This window comes from Paenibacillus sp. FSL R7-277 (assembly GCF_000517965.1).
In the GTDB taxonomy this organism is placed as follows: Bacteria; Bacillota; Bacilli; order Paenibacillales; family Paenibacillaceae; genus Paenibacillus_AQ; species Paenibacillus_AQ silagei.
In genome coordinates, this window is record NZ_ASPX01000008.1 from 225721 (window position 1) to 246550 (window position 20830).

Genomic DNA, 20830 nt, shown 5'->3' on the forward strand with positions numbered 1-20830 from the left:
AGAGCGCTCCTGCACCCTACTTGTTGTCTTATCCAGTCAATATCCATTCATCCTTTAACTGATCCCAACAACACTCCTTTAATGAAAAAGCGCTGCGCGAACGGATATAAGATGATCATCGGAATGGACGCAATGACCATAGCGGCAAGCTCAATGGTATGAGCCGTGACCAAGCCTTGTCCTCCGGTATTATTCAGTAATTGTGCTACCGCAAGGTTGGAGCCGTCCACCGTATTCATCATGTTCTCAACCGCGCGATTCGACTGAATTAATCTGAGGATGACATACTGTAAAGTCTGCAAATGGTTGGATTGTGTGAAATAAAGTGTTGTACCGTAATCATTCCATATATTCACTGCTGTAAATACGGACAGTGCTGCCATGACCGGTTTCGATAGCGGTAAGACAATCCGGAAAAAGATTCTGAACTCACTGGCTCCATCCATCTTCGCCGACTCAAATAAAGAGTCCGGGATGCCCTTGTAATTCGCATTAAAGATGATGACGTTATAGAAGCCTCCAAAAATACTCGGCAAAATGTAGACGAGGTAATGATCGTATAAGCCCAGCCAGTTCATCAGCATAAAGGATGGAATCAATCCGCCACTGAAATACATGCTGGCAAAGCCAATCACCACGTAGAACTGTTTCCCTTTTAGATAAGACCTGGAGAATGCATACGCGAACATCGATGTATAGAGCATGGATACAACCGTAACAATAATCGTCCGCGACGCCGTAATCCAAGCTGCCTGAAGGATTCCCGGATCAATCAACACCTTTTCCCAGCTGGCCCATGTCCATTCTCTCGGCCATAAGAAGATTGGACCGCGAAGCAGATCCTCTCCACTGTTCAGGGAACTGATGAGGGAGAACCAGAACGGGTAGATAGTTACAGCCATAAGAATCACCATAATGATGATTGTAGACAAATTAAACGTACGTTCTCCTAAACTTTTCCCTCCAACCATACAACGTCCTCCTTAAAACAACCCTGTCTTAGTCAATTTATTGGAGACAGTATTTGCACCAACCAGAAGCAACAGGGCAAACACAGTCTTCATCAACCCTATTGCCGTCGCCGAGGCAAATTGGAATTGCAGCATTCCCGTTTGATAAACATAAGTATCTATAACCTGGCTTGCCGGTAAATTCAATGTATTCTGTAAAACATAAATCTGGGTGAAATTATTGTTTAGCATGCCGCTTACGGCAAATATGACCAAAACCATCAACGTAGGCATGATTCCGGGAATCGTAATATGAAGCATTCTTTTCAAACGGCCCGCTCCGTCGATGGCAGCCGATTCATATAGACTCTGGTCGACACCGGCAATGGCCGCAAGATACAGAATGGCACCCCAGCCGAGATCCTTCAGCAGTCCGGTTCCAATGGCTATACCCCAGAAGTATTTCGGTTCCGCCAAAAACTGCAGCGGTTTGTCAATAAGATGGAACTCCAGCAGCAAGTAATTAACTATACCGTCAGTATTCAACAGTGTAATAAAAAGTCCGCCAAAAATAACCCAGGAGAGAAAATGGGGTAAATAGGTTATGGTCTGAACCAAGGATTTGAACTTGGGAGACTGTATTTCATTGAGAATCAGGGCAAAAAAGAGCGTTACCGGTATTCCTATTAAACCGCTTAGCAGGTTGATCCCCAAAGTGTTCCGTACCATCGGCCAGAATTGAAAATTATGAAACACCCTGGTGAAATGCTGAAAATGATTCCAGTCACTTGTAAAGATTCCCTTGATGCCCATAGCGGGTTCGTAGCTCTTAAAAGCCATCAGAAGACCAAATAACGGAGTAAAGTTAAACACAAAGATCAATACCACTGCTGGAAACAGCATTAATTTGAGTTCAAACTGCGTTTTGAAATCATATCCCAGTCTGTATCCTTTTCTACGCTTGGATGGCATACTTTCCCTCCTATCTCTACATTAAGAATGCCAAAGCATCATGTTTTTGCACGTGCTTTGGCACCCTTCATCCTCTGGCAATCAGGAGTTGATCCCTTTAATCTCTATTCCATACTGCTTACTCTTTTCCTTAAAATATTTATCCCGCTCTTTATCCAAAGCCTCAATACCAAGCTTCTTTAATTGTGCGATCATTTCATTATATTGCTGCTCAAACTTCTCATCATTTTCCGACATGATTATTTTAGCGATCTGGGCAGTTTTGTAGTTCTTAATCTGCAAATCATCATTGGCAAATTGACTGTCGGCTGGGAATAGATCCTGCGGCAGACTGAGTGCCGCATTATTATAGATCTGGATTTCCTCAGATTTGCCATAAGCCGAAGCAACCCGGTTGGCAGTTACAGCCGCCATGTCTGTTTCTTCGGTCGGAGCAGACTCCAGACTGTAGGAGAAGGAGGTATTATTAAATGGCCAGAATGCACTCACGCCCGTTGTCATATACTGGGTCGCATCCTTGAGCCCCTGCTCGGTCTTAACCACATGTCCCTGGTCGTCCAGATTATAATGAACACCTTCAATACCGTAGTTGTGCAATAGCATACCTTCTTTACTGCTCATGAAGCTTATGAATTTAGCCAGCTTCTCCGGTTCTTTGGCAGATTTCGAGACAAAGGTATGCATCCAGCCACCGCCTGCCCGCTGGTTCTTCGCAAGTACAGGCTTCGTTCCCTTATCCGAAAGAATAGGACCGGAGGATGTCCAGTAATTATTGAGCTGGAAGGAAGTATTGGCCATATTACCGATAAAAGTAAAGACTCTGCCCGATGCCATATCGGCCTTCACTGCAGCATTATCCACCGTCATTTGTCCGGGTTCAAAATAGCCTCCCTGCATAGCCTTATACAAGAAGCTCAAGGCCTCTTTCGTTTCCGGTGCCAGTAACGGGTCTCTATAGTTACCATTCTGATCTACCGGCATGACCCCGAAGGTATTCTTCAGGAAGTCGAATGTAGGCTCCTGATAGCTTTTGCCATCGACCAGTAGCGGAATCACCGCAGCCCCGGATACCTTCAAATTCATATCTTTAATCTTTTGATAAGCGGCAAGCAGACCGGATTCCGTCTTGATGTCATCAATGGTCAAACCTGCCTCTTTGAGAATATTTCCATTCACCACAATCCCATTGTTATCTGCGTAATCTATAGTATCGATATAGAATTGTCCGGAAGGAGGATATTGCTTTCTGGCATCCTCTGAGTTGATATGGCTTGGGAAAGCATAGAAGCCGCCATCCCGGTCAATGATCGTCTGCTTCACATCCGCCGGAAAATCCTTCAGCAGATGAGAATCCGGATCGTATTTTTGCAAAAATTCATCCAGTTTCCACACTTTATCAGCCTCAATCAGCTTTTTCCCCAGCACATCACTTGTAATGGTCAGCAAATCCGGGAAGTTTTCACCCGAGGAAACCAGCATCAAATTCAACTTCGTCTCTCCGTCTTGTGCCGGTATGTTGAAATCAAAGGTTAAACCGGTCTTCTCGGTGATTATACCTTGAACAGTGCCGGGATCGGTGCTCCATGTGGATGGAGGATTCCAGAAATCCACTGTCGAGAACCACACTGCTTTGCTTACAGCTGGTGCCGAATTTTGTGTCCCTTCCGGTTTGTTAGCGGTTTCATTTTTGCTCGTTGAACCACACCCCGTTAGTGCCAAAGCCAGGGTCAGAACCGGAGCCATCATATACTTTAGTTTCATAGCCTTTTGTGACCTCCCTTAATCTGTGTGTTTGGAACATCTTTATCGTAGCTCAGATTCATGAGGAAGAAGATGTCTGAATTTTTCTATTTTGGTGTTCTGTTCTTCTTTCAACGTTATATTTTCCGGTATTGGCTAGGCGTGATTCCAAAGTTCTTCTTAAACAGCTTATTGAAATGGTAATAATCCTTATAGCCAATTTGCTCGACCACCTCTGCCACAGACAGGGAGGAATCTCCAAGTAGTTCCTTAGCCATACTCAAGCGCTTATGCATGATGTATTCCGAATAGGTGACTCCCGTCTCCTTCTTGATCAACGTGCTTAAGTAGCCCAGGCTGAGATGAAACATTTTGGCGATTTCACTGAGCGACAGATCATGCATATACCTGCTGTTGATATAGGCGATAATCTTCTCGACAGCCTCATTGGAAACGTGGATATCTTGCTCACTCAACTGCTCCAGCAACGACTTCATTCTGGTAAACAGCTGTTCCGGCGTATGATACATTCGAATAATCTGTTCATACGATAAGAATTCCAGCTCATTGTCCGGGCTTAATTGATGATGATACTTATGAATAATGGAGATCACCTGATTATAGATGATTGCAATCTGATCAATGTATATAAGGGAATGGCGGCATTCCTCGCTGATCTGCTCCAGCAGAACCTCCACTTGAATGTTATCCTTTTCCTTAATGGATTGCTCCAGCTTTAATAGACATTTTCTAATCAGCGTGGAGATAACAGGTGGTTTGTAATGCGCGAGTTGTTCGGTTTGATGAAAGCATGCGCTGAACATCACAATCTCCGATTCTTGATACAGCCTGGAGATTGGCGTGGTAGCTCCCCCTATAGCGCTTATCCCGATATACCTGGCATCGGACAATTCATTGGTAATAAAATCGAGTAGCTCCAAAGGCTCCATATGCTCGTCATAATTGAGCAGCAGCGAAATTTTATCATAACCCGTTCGTAAGGAGGTGACACTCAAATGGGGATATTGATGCCTCCCTTCCGCTATTCCAGGACTAGAGTCTGCGGGATACAGGCAGCATATGAAGCGATAATCCGGAAGCATTCCGGTGACTTCCTGGTTAACCTGAAAATCCTCGATTGTGAATTTATTCGCCGGATTCAGCCACTCAAATAAGTCTCCCTGCAACAAATTATATTCCTCGTAAGCCTCCCGTTTTCTATTCATCTCTACGGTAAGTCTATGGATAGCCTCTTCCAGTTTGGTAGCATCAATCTGTTTGACCAGATAGTCGAATGCCCCATAACGGATCGCTTTCTGAGCATATTCAAAATCGGTATATCCGCTTACAAGAATAACCTTCGTCTCTAACTGCAGCCCTCTTATTCTCTCCAGTAATTCAATTCCGCTTAATCCAGGCATACGAATATCGGAAATGACCAGATCCGGCAATAGCTCGGTAATCATCTCCAAGGCGTGCTGACCGTCATACACCTCACCGATAATCTCATAACCCAGACTGTTCCAGTCAATCATGTGGGCAATTCCGTATGCTACCCAAGGTTCATCATCAACAATCAGGACTTGAAGCATAGTTCTCCCTCCGTTTCTCCGGGCTCCTCCATGATCGGTACCGTCAAGATCACCATGGTCCCTTCGTCTACTTTGCTCTCGATCGTCATTTGGGCATTTTCTCCATAGAACAGCTTTATTCTACGATAGATATTGGCCAAGCCGATGCCCACGCCTCCGTCATTCATCACAACAGGACCTTCAAACCGGTTTAATTGTGCCCTCACCTCTTCCAGCCGTTGCCCGCTCATTCCTACGCCATCATCTTTGACTGTGAAGCAAACAAGCTGATCTCTCCGCAGGTTTACCTGCACAGTAACCAATCCAGAGCTGACCTTTGTCTCCAGTCCGTGAAAAACTGCATTTTCTACGATCGGCTGCAGTAATAATTTCAGAGTGTAGAGCGATTGCAGGCGCTCTTCCGCTTCCACTCGAATTTGTATTTTTCCTCTAAAGCGGTAATCAATAATTCTCGAATATTCCCGAAGGTAGAGCAGCTCTTCACCTATACTGACAAATCCGGCCCCTTTAATGGAATAACGAAACATCTTGGATAGAGAAGAGGTGATTTCCGCGATATCCTCAGCTTTATGAAAAAGGGCAATCGCACGTATGCATTCTAAGGTATTGTACAAAAAGTGAGGATTAATCTGATTCCTGTAGGCCGATATCTCCATTTTCTTTTTCATCAGCTCTATATCAAAGGCTTTTTGCTGAACGACCTGGATATCCCGGCTTAGATGATCGATGTCATCTAGCATCTGGTTCAAGCGGCTGCCCAAGACTCCGATTTCGTTGTTGAACGTCACTGAGAACCTTCTGTCCTTCCCTTTTTTCGTGTAGGATTTCACAAAATCAAGGAGCGCTTTGACAGGCTTAAATACCTGATTATAGAACACAACCAGGAAGAGCAGCAGCATGGAAAAGATTACAATATAGGTAGCAATATTAAGGTTCTTGATGGTACTCACATCCTGGAGCACTTCGGCCTTGGGCAGGACGCTAATAATCTTCCAGCCGGTATTTTTAAGAACCGCTTCCTGAACCAGATATTTATGACGATTAGAGTAATTCTCAGAATGAAAAACTTCGCCGTAATTTTGCGGAGCGGTTCCCGCAATGATGACATCCTTCTCGTCCAGCAGCAGGAATTTGGAATGGGGGGATTGCTTCGATGTCTGTAGCAGCTCATTAAAGCGGGCTCCATCCATTAGAAATACGCACATTCCCCGGTAATCCTTTAACTTGATATTATTCTGCAGATTATAGACAGGAACAGATATCGTGTAGTAGGAGCTGTTGGGTAATATGGAAGTAGTATATTCAATGACAGATGCCTGATTTTTAGGTGTAATATTCGCCTTTTCCCCTAAATTGGCAATCAGCTTGCCCGTGTTGTTATAGAGCAGTATCCCTTTAATGTCTTCTTTCAAAGAAAGTGTACTTGAAAATTGGGAGACAATATCATCGTCCATAAGAATATGTGTCAGTGCATCGTTTGTGCTCAGATATTGCTGAAGCGTCGGACTGTACAACAAGGAGTATGAAATACCATCCATATCTTTATAGAAATTCTTCATGGTTGCTTCCAGCTGAAGCATCAGCTTGTTAACGGATTCCGTAACCTTGTCCTCGACAATACGCTGCGCGATATAATTAGAAATGAGAAAGGATACTAGCAGAAAGCTTAGCATCAGCACATTCAGATAGATAATCTGTTTCACCAGGCTAACTCTTTGAAACCGCTTGATCATATACACATTCCTCCAATCTGCCTGCAAAGATAGCGCTTTCTATACATTCCAGAGTCATCCTTACGCGCTTTGTCCGATATTATACCTTGAATTCAGATAAACGGATACACCACTCTACCATTCGCAACAATGGATCTCAGGGAAATGAAATATAATTGCACTTGCGCACCAGCCGCACTATTTCCTTATTCTTGGCAGGAAGGCAGCCGGAATTAACGCCACAGCCGAGAAGGCAATCGTCCACATAAACGTATGATCGAAGGCAACGGCCATTGCGGCCGGGTCAGGAGTCAGGACGGAATTCAGCTTATTTTGTAAAATAATTGCGATAACTGATACGCCGAAGGCACCGCCAATCTGCTGCATAATACGGGTGGTGCTGCTGGCGTGCGGGATTTGCTTCGAGGACAGACCGATATAGGCAGAAGCCATAACCGGCAGAAAAACAGCTCCTAATCCAGCCCCCCTCACGATAAGAACCGCACTCAGAAAATAGTAACTCGTATCTGCGCCAAGCTGCGTCAGCGGCCAAGTGCCAAGGATGGTAAGGACCGTTCCTACAAGAACCACGGGTCTCGATCCGATCTGATCTGTCAGTTTGCCGGCCAGCGATCTGGTCAGCAGCATCCCGATGCCTTGGGGAACGAGCAGCAGGCCGGACATAAGCACAGATTCACCGCGGACTTGCTGGAGATATAGCGGCAGCAGCAGCATCGCCCCATAGGTCGTCAATCCGGATAGAAACAGCAGTGACGAGGACACGGTTAAGGAACGTACCCGGAACAGCCTGACATCAATCAACGCTTCATCTCCCTTGCGGAAGGCATGGATCACGAATACTGCTAAAAGCGCCACACCTGCTATAACGGGAACAAGGACCGCAGCATGACCGAAGCCGTGGTGGGAGCTGACTTCTCCAAGGCCGTACAGGGTAAGCACGATAGCCGGAGACAGTATCAGCAGTCCAGGCACATCCAGCCGCAGCGTCCGGGCATGGTGCTCTTCTTTGGGGAGCCCCTTCCACGCAACAATTATGGCAGCCAGGCAGAGCGGAATATTGACAAAAAAGATCCATCGCCAGCTCAGATGATTGACGATCAGTCCTCCCAGCACCGGTCCCAGAATGGGCCCAAGCAGCGCTGGCATAGCTATGGTCGCCATTCTTTTGCCCATATTCTGACCTCCATAGGCACGTACGGCCAAGGTCTGCATAATCGGCATCAGCAAGCCCCCGCCGATCCCTTGAAGGGTACGGAAAATAATCAGGCTCTCCACGTTCCACGCCATGCTGCACAGCACAGAGCCGAGCAAAAACAGACTCAGCGAAAATAGCCACATCTTCCTTCCCCCAAACCGTTCCACAGCCCAGCCTGTTATAGGAATAACCATCGCAAACGACAGCAGATATCCGGTCATCACCCACTGAACAATGGATACCGAGGTGTTAAATTCCCGGACCAGCGTATCAATCGCCACATTGGTTATCGTCGTATCGAAGATCGGAGCCAGAATACCAAGCATAAGAATCCACATCAAATTCTTGGCTGCTGCCTGCTGTTCAGCTGGTTCAAGTGCTGGTTTAGCTTGATTTTGCAAGTTGATCATCTCCCTTTGGTCGCTAATAAGAAACTTAAAGTTTCTTAATTGAGCCTATGATATACTATCCTCATAAGAAACGCAACGAAATTCTCCAAAGGTGGTTGAGACCGGTATGTCCACTTCTCAAGAACAGGATAAATTGAAGAACAGACGCAGAGGCAAGGAGCTCGAAGCCGCTATACTCCAGGCCGTACGGGAAGAGTTGACAGAGCAGGGGTATTCCAATCTTACGATGGATAGTGTGGCCGAGCGGGCGGGAACAAGCAAAGCCGTACTCTACCGCCGGTGGGCCAACCGTGCTGAGCTTGTGCTTGCTGCTATCCGGGAGCGTGTGCCCCTGCCGCTGGAGGAAGTGCCGGATAACGGGAACTTGAGGGATGATGTATGCGGGGTGCTGCGGGCCATGAACCAGAATAATATTCAAGTCATGTTGAATGCTTTCTACGGACTTGTAGCAGAAATGGGCAATATGCCGCTTGCCTCCTATATTTTCCCCCATGGGCGTCAAAACAGGACCATGTCGATTTTGCTGGAGCGGGCTGTTGAGCGGGGAGAAGTATCTGCCGAAGCCGTAACCCCCCGAATGCTCACTTTGCCGTCCGATCTGGCCCGCCATGAGCTGATGCTCTATAACGCACCCATGTCAGAGGAGACGATCGCCAATATTGTGGACGAGGTGTACCTTCCGCTGGTGTTAAAACGGTAATTCTTCATTCCCGTCCATTAGTTTTACGGCTTAAGTCATTCGCCCTTAATTTCTTTGTTGTGGAGCTAATGTTGCATGTATTGCAACTCGGCATCTAGGATAGGGGCATTCCCGGGAGATTGTTGCAGGAATTGCAGGATTATCTTCGCTAAGCCGCTTCAAGACAGGATATTCCTGCTTTTTGTACAACAATACGAGAAATGGTTGTTGTAATGTGAGTGAATGTTGTAGTTTAAGCAGGATTTTTGAATCGAATTATAAGTTGGAGTTGGAGGAGCAGCACGATAATCCGGCTGCAACCACAAACAGCCAGTCACCGGCAATCTGCCCGGCGGCTGGCTGTTTCTCTGTCTTATTAGAAGTAACTTTACAGCTTCCAGATCCGGTACAGAATTACCGCTGCTTCCGAACGGGAGAGGGTGTCCCCCGGAGCAAGCTTATTGTTCTTACCGTTCACTACGCCGTATTTCAGCAAGGCTGACACGCTGTCCTTGGCATAGGCGGAGATTTGACCGGCATCGGTGTAAGATGCTATCGATCCGCTGCCTTCAGCCGTGATTCCGGCCGCCTTCAGGGCACGCGCCGCAATTACCATCATCTCCTGGCGGGTGATGACGCCCGCTGGCTTGAAGGTATTGCCCGCATAGCCTGTGACGATACCGAGCTGCTTCGCGGCCGCAAGCTCCTTGCTGTATGCCGCATTACTCTTGACATCACTGAAGCCTACAACTGCTTCAGCAGCAGCCTTGAACTCCAGCACCTTCACCAGCGAGGCTGTGAAGTCTGCTCTGTTCATAGGTGCCGCCGGCATGAAGCTGTTGCCGCCCGGAAGGATATCGCGCACAGCCATGGCAGCAGCTGCCTGCTTCGCCCATGACAGGCTGCCGAGATCTGTAAAGGCCGGCGGAGCGAAGGCTGCGGCAAATATGCCGAACTCTGTAGTACGGAACACCAGCGCTTCCTTCACTGCATCATAACGGCTGTTCACCACAGCAGACCACGCGCCGTTGCCGGTGAGTGAACGGACCAGAAGAGACTCCAGACTGTCAAGCTCTGCTGCTGACGCTTTGTAAGGAATAGAGACGGTCATCTCGCTGCTGCCAGACAAGGCTACCTTCTGCCCGCCTGCAAGCAGACTCAGCTCCACCACCGGACGGCTGCCGGTCTGCTGGAGAGCAGTGGCATCCAGGCCTTCGGCTGTGGAATGCTTGACCCGGATGCTAACATATTCAGTGGTTGCTGTAATCCCTGCAAGCTGCTCACTTGGAATGGACAGCGTAGCAAAGCCGTTCTGGAGGACAAGCAGGAACTTCTCCTGCGTCTTCAGGCCTTGAAGCGGCAACTGAGCTTCATAGGAAGCCACACCTGTCTGGTTCGCCAGATCGATGATGATCTGCTTCCGCCCGTCTGCTGCCGGGGCCGCCTGCTTCAAGGCTTGCTGCCACAGCTCGCCCGTCACAGTGGCTTTGGCCGCTGTGCCTTCGGTCTTCACCTCAGGTCTGATCCTCACTACGCCGTCCTTGATATCAAACTGCGCAGGCTTAGGCGCAGGTGTGCTGCTGGTATAGCTGGTGCCGCCGGAATCCGGTGCCGATGTTGGCGTTGGCGCAGGTGTTGGTTCCGGAGTTGGCGTTGGCGTCGGCTTCGTCGGCGGTTCAGCGCCGTCTTTGGCCTTAAGCGTCAGCACGCCGAAGACGGAGGTGTCCTGATAGCCGTTGCCGGTGGTATCATTCCAGGCGGCCACACTTTGCCGGACGCCGTTCTTGGCATCGTTGATCTGAGTGTCGAAGCCGACCTTAGTTCCGCCGGCTGGCATGATTGTTTTGAACGGAATCTTCATTTCAAGCGTATAGTTGGTTCCGTTAACCTTGGTTACCGATTCGAAGCCTGCACTGATGGCTGCAGGACTGAAGGAGGCTTCATTGTCATAATTAACCCGGTATTGTCCGTCATCACTCTCATAGAAGGTCGTACGGCCGAAATTCTCATCCAGGAAAATCTCGACAGAGTCCTGCTCCCATGGATTCACATTGCTCTTGTCCAATTGAGCGTCATTTACTTGGACCAGCACATACAGATTCTGGTCATCCCACAGGGTACGTGTGGTTCCGCTTGCGCCCTGCCAGGCCATCTGATAACGATTCACAGCCATCTCAGGCGCAGAGGCCCAGATTCCATCCGCTGTTCCGTCAATAACCGGCGTGCCGTAGACTGCCTCTGACACGTTGACTTCTGCCGTATTCTGCTCATGCTCAGCCATGAATTTGGCCGGATCAATGACCGCGTAGTAAGCCGGCTTCGCCTGCAGATCCCTGTCGAACAGCAGCGGGCTTGACTCCGCTCTCCAGCTTGTGCGGTCATCCATGCCCCAGAAGGTTACCCGCGCAATATGGTCGGCATGGGCCTTGTAGAGATCCATCAGCCTCGCATACAGATAGCCTTGAGCAATCCGTTCCTTCTCTGTCTGCGTATTCTGGCTGCCGGCCTGAATATCCAGTTCGGTAATACTGACCTCTACGCCAAGGGAGATGAACCTCTCCAGCGATAGCTTGACGTTATCTGGATTCGTATTGATATTGTAGTGCGCCTGCATCCCCACACCATCAATCAGCAACTTGCCGGGATGGGTCAGCGCGTACTTGTCATTCAGTTCCTTGACCATACTGTAGATGGCCTGGGCCTTGTTCTGGTTATCGTCATTGTAATCATTGTAATACAGCTTGATATCCCATTCCGGATGCTGGTCCAGCACCTCTCTGGCCGCCAGGAACGCCTGCTCCAGATAGTCCGGACCGATGGCATCATACCACGGAGCCTTGCGCAGCGCCGCTTGCCAGTTATTCGGATTGGACGGGTTATCATTCATCGCCTCGTTGACTACATCCCAGGAGATGACCCGGTCTCCGAAATGTTCCATGACTCCCTTGATGTGCGCTCTCAGGTTAGCGAGTGCTTCGTCACGCCCCAGCGGAACGCTAAGGCCTGCTGCATCCGTCGTCAAGTTCATCCAGTCAGGCGATTGCTGATACCATACCAGTACATGCCCATGCATCTTCATCCCTTCAGCCAGCACCTTGTTCACCATCGCATCCGCTGCTGTAAAACTGAAATTGCCTTTGGTCGGCTGCAGCGCATCCGGCTTCATGGCATTACCTGCGGTAGCAACGTTGTGATGCATCTTCAGCAGGTCCAGCCGTACGCCTTCCAGATCCTCGGCGGATAGCGCGTTGCCGATCAGGAAGTCATTTTGATAGGCTGTTTTTAGCGGAATCAGATCTCTCTGAATATCCACCGGAGCGGTACCTGTATGCTCGAAATTAATATCATCGATATAGAAGGAAGCGGTTGCATTATTGGAACTTTCAATATACAAGGTCAGGTATTCTCCGCCCACGCTGTTATAGCGGTAGCTGCCCTCATATTTCACCCAGCCGTCAGCCGTACTGATCGTCTTAGGGGACAGGGTCACATAACTTGCACTGCTGTCTGTGCCTACTTGTGTAGACAGCTGGAGCTGTGCGCTCGCCGGTTCGATCAGCTTCACCCAGGCAGAAAGGGTATATTCGCTGCCCTTGTCCACGTACTTCTCCACACGGAGGGAAGGCCCGTGCCAGGTATTGCTTCTGCCCTCGACCTTCAGGGAATATGAACCACCCTCGGTATGATTCGCTTCATTCGTTACGGTCAGCGTCTCGGTTCCGGCTCTGCCGGTGAAGCCGCCCTCTTGCTGATCTTCAAAAGTCACTGTACTGAACGGCAAAGCCGGTTCACGCACAGGCTCTTCCCCGCCGCCCGGAGTGGACTCTGTCGTTATCAGAAGATCGCCAAGGTAGAAGGGTACTGTGGCTCCCTTATCGTCTGACTGGATGCGCAGCTTCTGCTCCGCGTCCACCGTAAAGGTCTTGGTCAAGGTCACGGCTTGACCCGCATGATATTCGCCACCGGCGTAATTGCCATAACCGTCCAGTGTCAGCATCACTGCCTGTGCGTCCTTCGGCACAGTTACGCTGCCATCCACATAGACCACCGCTGTTACGGTATAGGTGCTGCCCTTCTTCATGCCCATATCCGAGAGGTTGAAATCAGCCGCATCCCAGCTATCCTTCCGGTTGCTTACGTGCAGCGCTGCCCCATCACTATTTCCGTCAAAAACAACGCCCTTAACCGCCTCCAGCTTGGCGCCTCCCGACTGAACTGCCTTACCTGCGCCATTCGCAAACGTTTCGTGATATACCGTGGTCTGTGCCTCGGCTGCCTGAGCAGCCGGAAGATATCCGCCTGCCGGAAGAAGCAGAAGGGCTGCCAGCAGCACCAGAGAGACTTGCTTGATTATTCTCTTCATGCGTTGCACTCCTCTGTATGAATTTGGGTTTCAATGAGTTAAGCGCTTACAGCTAATGTGGAAGCCTCCCCCTTCACCACCCAAATCGTAGCATACGGACCAAAGTGCGTCTTACCTGAAACTAAAGGTTGTACCGTGCTTTTTATAGATGATTCCGGCTGACTGCATAGCAAAGAAGACCCCTGAATTAGGAGTCTTCTAACCGGCAGTATCTATATCAGCTTGTGCGCATACCACTTCTTGCCCCGGAAGCGCCACAGGAACACCGCTCCGCGCACTGCCCATTCGCAGTTCATCGCCAGCCATACACCCAGCACTCCATAGCCCAGCACGATCCCGAGAATATAGCCGAAGACCACCCGGAACAGCCACATCGTCAGCATCGAAGCGATCGAGGTGAAGCGCGAGTCTCCCGCTGCCCGCAGCGCAGACGGCAGAATGAAGCTGAAGGCCCACAGCGGAATCTGGGCAATCGCATTGACCAGCAGCACCACGAACAGATCATCGATGATCTCCGCAGGCGGAGAGAAGATCGACACCAGCGGATGGAACAGCGGCATCAGGATCAAGGCCACCAGGGCGTAAGAGGCGGAACCGATCCACAGGAAGGACTTGATGAACTTCCGGGCATCCGCTACATCCCCCCGTCCGATACACTGGCCGACCACGGTTACAATCGTCAGCGACAGTGCACTGGCCGGAATCTGAAAGACCATCGCCAGCGATCCGGCAATCGCATTGGTGGCGATGGCATACGTGCCCAGACTGACAATGAAGATCTGCGTCAGCAGCTTGCCGCCGTTGAAGAACATCTGCTCTGCGGCGAACGGTACGCCGATGAACATGATTTTGCGCAGCATCATAAGCGGAACATGGAACAGGTCGCGGAACTGCACACGCAGCACCGAATCGAACTTGAACAGATAGATCAAGGCACAGGCCATCCCCACATAACGAGCAATATTGACCGCAAGTGTCATGCCCAGCACACCCATGTCCAGCAGGTTAATGAAGACAACGTTGAGGATAACATACAACACGTTCATAATCAGCGACAGCATCAGCGAAGCCCGCGTCCGGCCCACGCCCCGCAGCGCACCGCATACAGCCTGAACCACGGCAATCCCCAGATACGAAATGCTGCTGCCGATCATATAGACCCGGGCATTGTCCAGCACATCGGCGGAGGCCGTCCCGAACAGCAAATTCAGAATTGGCGTATGGAAGGACATCAGCAGCAGACCGATTCCCACCGCAAGCAGCGAGACCGAGGTAACCGATCCGGCCGTGGCCTGGGAGACCATGCGGTCATTCCCGCTTCCTTTATACTGCGCAACCACCACCGTCCCCCCGGTCGCAATCGCCACAAATACATTGATCAGAAAAATATTCAGGGAATCCACCATATTCACCGCACTGACTGCCGCCATACCCGACGAGCTGATCATCGCAGTGTTGACCAGATTCAGCCCGATAATGAAGGCCTGGTCAATGAGAATAGGCAGAAACAAGGCGATAATTTGCCGGTAATCCATGCTGTCTCCGGACAGATATTTTTCCAGCCATTTCTTGGCCGGTTGAGGAGCTTGAAGCTGCATACATTGATCACATTCTTTTCTGTAGAATAATTGCAGGCGTACTATACATTCCTTCCAGTTTACTACAGATCCCGCTTCAAGTCTGTGATAAGAGTGGAATTCGTTCAGATTACCGGATAACATTCCCTGCTCCCTAAGTAAAATCCTGGGTCCGGCCGAAATATAGAATGAGAGTATTTACATTCGGAAGGAGGAGCCTATTATGAACAATGAGATCGTTAAAAGTCTGATCCAGCAGGTGACGGAAGAAGTGTTATCCGAGAATCAAGCTGCCTTGGAGCAGAGCGGAAACAGCCAAGCCAGCATTCAACTTGCTGTGCAATTGTCCGCCGTTACCACCCTTAAGATCCTTGAAAAGCTGGAGCTGATCGATAAGGATTAACCGCACAGCCTGCCTGTGCTACATACCCGTAAGGCACTCCGCGCAAAAAAACCGCAGGAAGCGAATTTTCGCCTGCGGGGTTTTTGCGTGGCTATGGGGGATTCAGGGGCATTTGTGCTTCTCATTGACGCTCTCCGCCCGCTTTCGGCGAATTCAGGGGCACTTGTGCTCTTCATTTACGTTCCATGCCCGTTTTCGGCGAATTCAGGGGCACTTCTGCTCTTCATTTACGCTCCATGCCCGTTTTCGGCGAATTCAGGGGCACTTCTGCTCCTCATTCTGACGGCTCAGAGGGATTTATCCCTCTCATTTTCACTCACCGCCCATTTTCAGCGGAATCAATGGGATTTATCCCTTTCATTTCGGCTTATCATCCACTTTTAGCCGCATTAATGGGATTTATCCCTTTCAATTCGCTGTATTCTGTATACGCGCGATTCCCGGGTTCTGCGGCTATACGGCTACATGAAGAAGAGGCTATCGAACTCAAGCAGATTGAAGATAACTCTGCATGAGTAGTAACAGCCTCTGATTGATAAATTACTTTTTTCAGCAGCACTATTACACTGACAACTCTTACATGTGCTAATCCTCCAGCTCCCGCCTAAGCTCAAGCGCTTCAATACCGGCCAGCAGCACAATGCCGATTCCGTGAGTATCGTTGAGCTGCCAGGTCAGCTGTTCTTTGTAATATAGTTTGTTGAAGGAATACCCCGAGCCCCGGCAGACGCCATAGACGTTCCCCTGATGGTCGATGCAGTATTCGGCCAGTGCCGTCCAGCCGCGTAACGCTGCATCGGCATATGGATACGGCTCTGGCAGCCAGCCTCTGCGCACACCGCGCGCAAAAGCATATACGAACATCGAAGAACACGATGCCTCCGCATAAGATTCGGGATCAGTCAGGACCTGATGCCATAATCCTTCCGCATCCTGCAGCCGTAAATAACCTTCGCACAACAGCCGGTAATAATCCAGCAGTTCTTCCCGCTGCGGATGCTGCTCCGGCAGTACCTCCAGCAGCTCAGTCAGCGAGAACAGTACCCAGCCGTTGCCTCTGCCCCAGGCTACCCCGTTCGGCTTGCTGAATTTGTAATCATACACATGATGCATAATGCCAAGCTCCGGCTGGAACAGCCGATTACGGTAATGAAAAAACTGCGAGACTGCATCATCCAGATAAGCGGTATCTCCCGTCAACAAATAATACCGGCTCAGGAACGGAGTGCTCATATACAGATCATCGCACCACATCGTTCCCTGCATGAAGTCGGTGGTGCCCCGTGTCCGGTAGAGCGCCCCCTCCTCATCGCGGGACTGCGTATTTTGAATATACCGGGCGATATACGCCGCTGTTTCGGACGCTCCATGCAGCGGCTGTTCGGCATGAGCGGCGAGCATCACCGCACCGAAGGAGCCGCAGTCATCCAGTGAGTCCATGAGCGCCAATTGCTGGTTAATACCCGGAGCACCATAGCGGCTGCGGTCCCAGAGCGAATAAGCATGGAGCCGGGTACACTGCTCAATATGTCCTCTGGTATATGCGGAATAATGAGGATCGCCCAGAGCCTGACCGGTACGCAGCAGACCATAGAGGGTCACCCCCAGCGGATAATTCCAGCGTCCGTACAGCGCACTCTCCAGATAGGGCCTGACTGCGCCACCAGGACGGTCCACCCGCCAAAAGCATTGCTCCGCCCCTTCACCGAAGGGAGCATCCATAGAAGCTGCCTCCATAGGCTGCGGTGCCGCCGATTGCAGAAACGGACCCAGGTAAAGCCATGGCCCGGTCTGCCCTTCCACCGGGCAAGGACTCACCAGCTTCACTGTGCCGTGGACTCCACTGGCGCCAGCTCCCTTATTCAAGGTTCCCTGCGGAGAGCAGCAGGGTGAAGCTTCCGCAAGAGCCGCGCTACACTCCGCTTCCACCTGTACCTCCGATGTGTTCCCAGCCTCCGCCGCTTCCAGGCGGAAGCCCCACCCGGGGCCGCCGCACACGGCCTCGACCAGCAGGTCATGGCTGCCGAAGCTCAGCGGCAGCACACACTCAAGGCCGGCACTCGCTTCGGGCTGGATGGCGGCAAGCCTGCCATCCACGCAGACCTTGAGTGCCGCTACATCCCGGCTGCGGAGGACCAGCCGGACGTTCATTCCGCCCGGCGCACTCACCGCCAGCCTGCTCCAGGCCAGCGCCTTCGCGCCGGGCACCGCGCCGAGCACGCGCGCGAGGTTCCCGCCCTGTGCCTTGGTATCCGGCCATCCAGCCGCCGGATACCAGGCACAGCGGGCCGCCAGCGCAGCTTCGGCGGCCTCCGCGGCTTCGCCGCAGCGCACACTTCCGCGCTGCGAAGGCTCCGCGCGGTGCGCCGCAGCCTCTCCCTCAGAAGCGCCGCCGCCCTCCGGCTGCAGCGTCCATCTGCTCTGCTGCGGCGCGCTGTAGATCCAGCCCTCGCAGCCGCTGCGCTCCGCAGTCGGGGCCAGAAAATGCAGCGGAGCCCCCTTCACGCTCCCGGTGCCAAAAATCCCGCCGCAGCCGGTACCAACTGCGGTACACTCCAGCAGGAAGTGATTCCACCCTGCCTTCAGACCGGTACGGAAGAACGCCTTGCGGTCTGGGAACACATCATCGTTCAGATTGGACGCGAACACGGCAATGCCGCCAACATAGACTGTCACCGGACCGAAGCAACTGAGAGCGAGCGGAATATCGCTGTCCGTATCGCTCCACAGCTTCCCCCAGGCATATACAAATTCCCCGTCCCGCAGCTCAGGCAGCCGTTCTTTCAGATTCATCTCATACCGGCAATCCGGCAGGCGCGGGAAGCTGTTCTCTAGATGAACGCGGTAGACCGGAGGCTGCGGCGGATTTGCACCAATATAGCGGTTCGCTATGATGGCAAGCATCGCTTCCGTATGTTCTCCGGCTGTGCGGACGATGGAATGACGCGGATGAAAGTAGGCTGGAACATTGGCCTGCTCGGCATCACCCTTCATGTCATGTCCTTCCTCTGCACTCACCGCTGCATTCTCGTCCCTGCCGCCCCTCACAACGCCACCTCACCACCGGGGTACAGGGTGGAGCTGTACAGCCGTTTGGGCTGGGGCAGCTGTTGCCCGGGGTGCGCCGCTTGCAGCGGGAGCACTTCACCGGCATAGACAGCGGCCAGCTCATCTGTATAAATAATGACCTGCTCGGTTCCGCTGCCCAGCAGATCCCCGTGCACGGCGTAGCCCTGCTCGGCGAACTCGGCTACGATATTCATATAGCCGTCATACAGTGCGGGAAGCACTGCTTCGCCCCGGCGGTACGCCAGAATATAGTCGGGTGCATCCGGCCAGAACCGGCTGACGGCTTCGACAATGGTCAGCCAGCCGTCAGTGGTGCGTTCTTCCTTCCACAGCTCCCGGCCCGACTGGTCCAGCAGGAACATAGCGTCCTTGCCCCGCAGACCCTTGCCGTCATCCTCGCGGACCAGACGGTCAAGGCCCGCAATCTGCAAGCCGGGCAGGTCGAGGCGGAACCGCCCGAGCGCCAGATGCTGCGACTCGACAGAGCCTTCGTACCGCCACAGCTCGTGCCCGTTGCGGTCGTACATCACCGTCACACTGCCGCCGATGACCAGCTCCGGCACCCCGTCCCCGTTCACATCGCCCACCCACAGGCAATCCGCGTGATCCTCCAGATCCTTGCAGCTCCATAGCAGCTTGCCCTCCGCGCTCAGCAGATCATATCCGGCCATCACCTCATCGCGCCCGTCACCGTCCAGATCGTACACCCAGGGATAGTGCCCTACATTGCCCTGATGGGTCCAGAGCAGCCGGAAGTCCCGATCTAGCGCCCACAGCTGATGGTAGCGGTCTTTTAGAATGATGTCGGAAGGATAGCTGCCGCCTGACAGGTTGGCAATAATGATGCAGTCATGAGCCTCCTTCGCCGGCAGCGGATGAACTGCTTTGACCTTGCCCGTCGCCCCCTCCAGAATATGCAGCTGGTCCTTCATCACACACAGCACCTCCAGCGCCCCGTCACCATCGATATCGGCAATCTGGGCCGGATAATCGGAGCCTTGGCTGCCTGCGTTCGAATCCGGCTTTCCCGTCTGCCACAGCAGACGGCCATCGAGATTATAAGCCGTCAGGCACTGCACCTGATGCGGAATATAGCGTACATCCTGGCGGTTATCCGGCTGCACCAGCAGCAGTTCGGCCCGGCCGTCCCCGTCCAGATCGCCGAGCAGCATTTTGCATCTTGGACCGGCGACGGAGATATCCAGTTCGGCCAGCCGGTGCAGCTTTTGACTATGATCCGTATGAGTCACTATTCTTCCTCCTTCACTCTATCCCTGTTCTGTATCAGCTCAAATCTACAGTCTGTCCCCCGGGCACTTCGATCACCGTACCGTCAACCTCCAGCCAGACAGCAGCCGCTCCCGGATTATGGACAAAATCCCTTGCCGCCGGGAACAGCAGCCCCCGGCAAGCCTTCATGTAATGCACCAGCTCCAGATTCGTTGCATACCAGATGTCGCCGCGTCCGCCCGCCATGGCGCAGAAGCGCTCCATCAGCTCCCAGTTGTTATCATTGTCGAACTCGTAGCTATGTCCCCACACATACATCAGGTACAGATACTGCCGCTTATGCAGCCCCACAAAAGTCTCCCCGTGAGCCAGCAGCTCCCGGTTATGATGACAGGTCGCCTGCCACTCCAGCCAGTCCTCCGGGAGGGCGAACCCGCCGGTAGACTGCACTGTGCGGGCATACTCAATGCCCAGGTGCGGCAGCAGCGCCTTGATCTCCTGCGTATAGGAGCCGTTCGGGTAAGACATACCGCGCACAGGCTGGCGGACCAGTCCTTCCAGCACCCTGCGGTCCTCCATAATCTCCTCCACGACCAGCTCCTGCGGGCAGCGCGCCAGCGTCGGATGGCTCCGCGTATGCATGCTGACCTCATGTCCGTGGTAGAGAGCCGCAACCTCGTCCGCCCTGATGCGGTCTCCTTCGCCAAGCAGCCCCGAATTCAGATGGAAGCTGCCCTTGATTCCATACTGATTGAACAGGCCGACCAGCCGTTCATCCGCCCGCCGTCCGTCATCATAGCTCATGGTCAGCGCCTTATGACGGCCTTGCGGATAGCAGTAATACACTCCCGGCATTGCAGTTAAGCCTCCTTCGAATAAAATCGTCCGTCCCTAAGAGGGACGCATATGTTCATCCG

13 protein-coding genes are annotated in these 20830 nt (G+C 51.9%); 2 read left to right on the plus strand and 11 right to left on the minus strand.

Features of this window, described 5'->3' with window-relative positions:
• Positions 1–47 precede the first annotated feature (47 nt).
• The 6 genes from C173_RS03890 to C173_RS03915 all read right to left on the minus strand — a co-directional run bounded on the left by C173_RS03890 (position 48) and on the right by C173_RS03915 (position 8583).
• Positions 48–971, minus strand: a complete 924-nt coding sequence (locus C173_RS03890) for a carbohydrate ABC transporter permease (RefSeq protein ID WP_036722606.1) — start codon at positions 969–971, stop codon at positions 48–50.
• 12 nt (positions 972–983) lie between these two features.
• A complete protein-coding gene (locus C173_RS03895; protein ID WP_036722608.1) occupies positions 984–1922 on the minus strand; it encodes an ABC transporter permease in 939 nt (312 codons plus the stop codon).
• An 81-nt stretch (positions 1923–2003) separates the two neighbouring features.
• On the minus strand, positions 2004–3683 hold the full coding sequence (locus tag C173_RS03900) for a hypothetical protein (protein WP_036722610.1): 1680 nt from the start codon (positions 3681–3683) through the stop codon (positions 2004–2006).
• 116 nt (positions 3684–3799) lie between these two features.
• Positions 3800–5254 (minus strand): response regulator transcription factor, encoded by a 1455-nt coding sequence (locus C173_RS03905; protein ID WP_036722613.1) that lies wholly within the window; start codon positions 5252–5254, stop codon positions 3800–3802.
• A complete protein-coding gene (locus C173_RS03910; RefSeq protein WP_036722615.1) occupies positions 5239–6987 on the minus strand; it encodes a sensor histidine kinase in 1749 nt (582 codons plus the stop codon). The genes C173_RS03905 and C173_RS03910 overlap by 16 nt, the downstream gene beginning before the upstream one ends.
• A gap of 177 nt (positions 6988–7164) precedes the next feature.
• Positions 7165–8583 carry an MDR family MFS transporter gene (locus C173_RS03915; protein WP_235191752.1) on the minus strand — a complete coding sequence of 473 codons (1419 nt, stop codon included), beginning with the start codon at positions 8581–8583 and terminating at the stop codon, positions 7165–7167.
• Between the two features lie 115 nt (positions 8584–8698).
• Between C173_RS03915 and C173_RS03920 the strand changes: the two genes are divergently transcribed.
• Positions 8699–9292, plus strand: a complete 594-nt coding sequence (locus tag C173_RS03920) for a TetR/AcrR family transcriptional regulator (RefSeq protein WP_051477801.1) — start codon at positions 8699–8701, stop codon at positions 9290–9292.
• Between the two features lie 367 nt (positions 9293–9659).
• On the opposite strand, the gene C173_RS03925 is transcribed toward C173_RS03920, so the two are convergent.
• Both C173_RS03925 and C173_RS03930 read right to left on the minus strand, forming a co-directional pair.
• Positions 9660–13634 carry an endo-1,4-beta-xylanase gene (locus C173_RS03925; RefSeq protein WP_036722617.1) on the minus strand — a complete coding sequence of 1325 codons (3975 nt, stop codon included), beginning with the start codon at positions 13632–13634 and terminating at the stop codon, positions 9660–9662.
• A 212-nt stretch (positions 13635–13846) separates the two neighbouring features.
• The gene (locus C173_RS03930; RefSeq protein WP_036722618.1) at positions 13847–15232 is read right to left on the minus strand and encodes an MATE family efflux transporter; all 1386 of its coding nucleotides are present in this window, start codon (positions 15230–15232) and stop codon (positions 13847–13849) included.
• Between the two features lie 202 nt (positions 15233–15434).
• On the opposite strand from C173_RS03930, the gene C173_RS03935 reads away from it, so the two are divergent.
• Entirely contained in the window at positions 15435–15614 is a 180-nt protein-coding gene (locus C173_RS03935; protein WP_036722620.1) for a hypothetical protein, read from the plus strand.
• Between the two features lie 585 nt (positions 15615–16199).
• Here C173_RS03935 and C173_RS03940 read toward each other — a convergent pair.
• The 3 genes from C173_RS03940 to C173_RS03950 form a co-directional block, all read right to left on the minus strand.
• Positions 16200–18632, minus strand: a complete 2433-nt coding sequence (locus C173_RS03940; RefSeq protein WP_235191753.1) for a glycoside hydrolase family 88/105 protein — start codon at positions 18630–18632, stop codon at positions 16200–16202.
• 26 nt (positions 18633–18658) lie between these two features.
• Entirely contained in the window at positions 18659–19855 is a 1197-nt protein-coding gene (locus C173_RS03945) for an FG-GAP-like repeat-containing protein (protein WP_235191760.1), read from the minus strand.
• Between the two features lie 112 nt (positions 19856–19967).
• Complete coding sequence (locus C173_RS03950; RefSeq protein WP_036722622.1) at positions 19968–20768, minus strand: polysaccharide deacetylase family protein; 801 nt, start codon at positions 20766–20768, stop codon at positions 19968–19970.
• Positions 20769–20830: the final 62 nt, after the last annotated feature.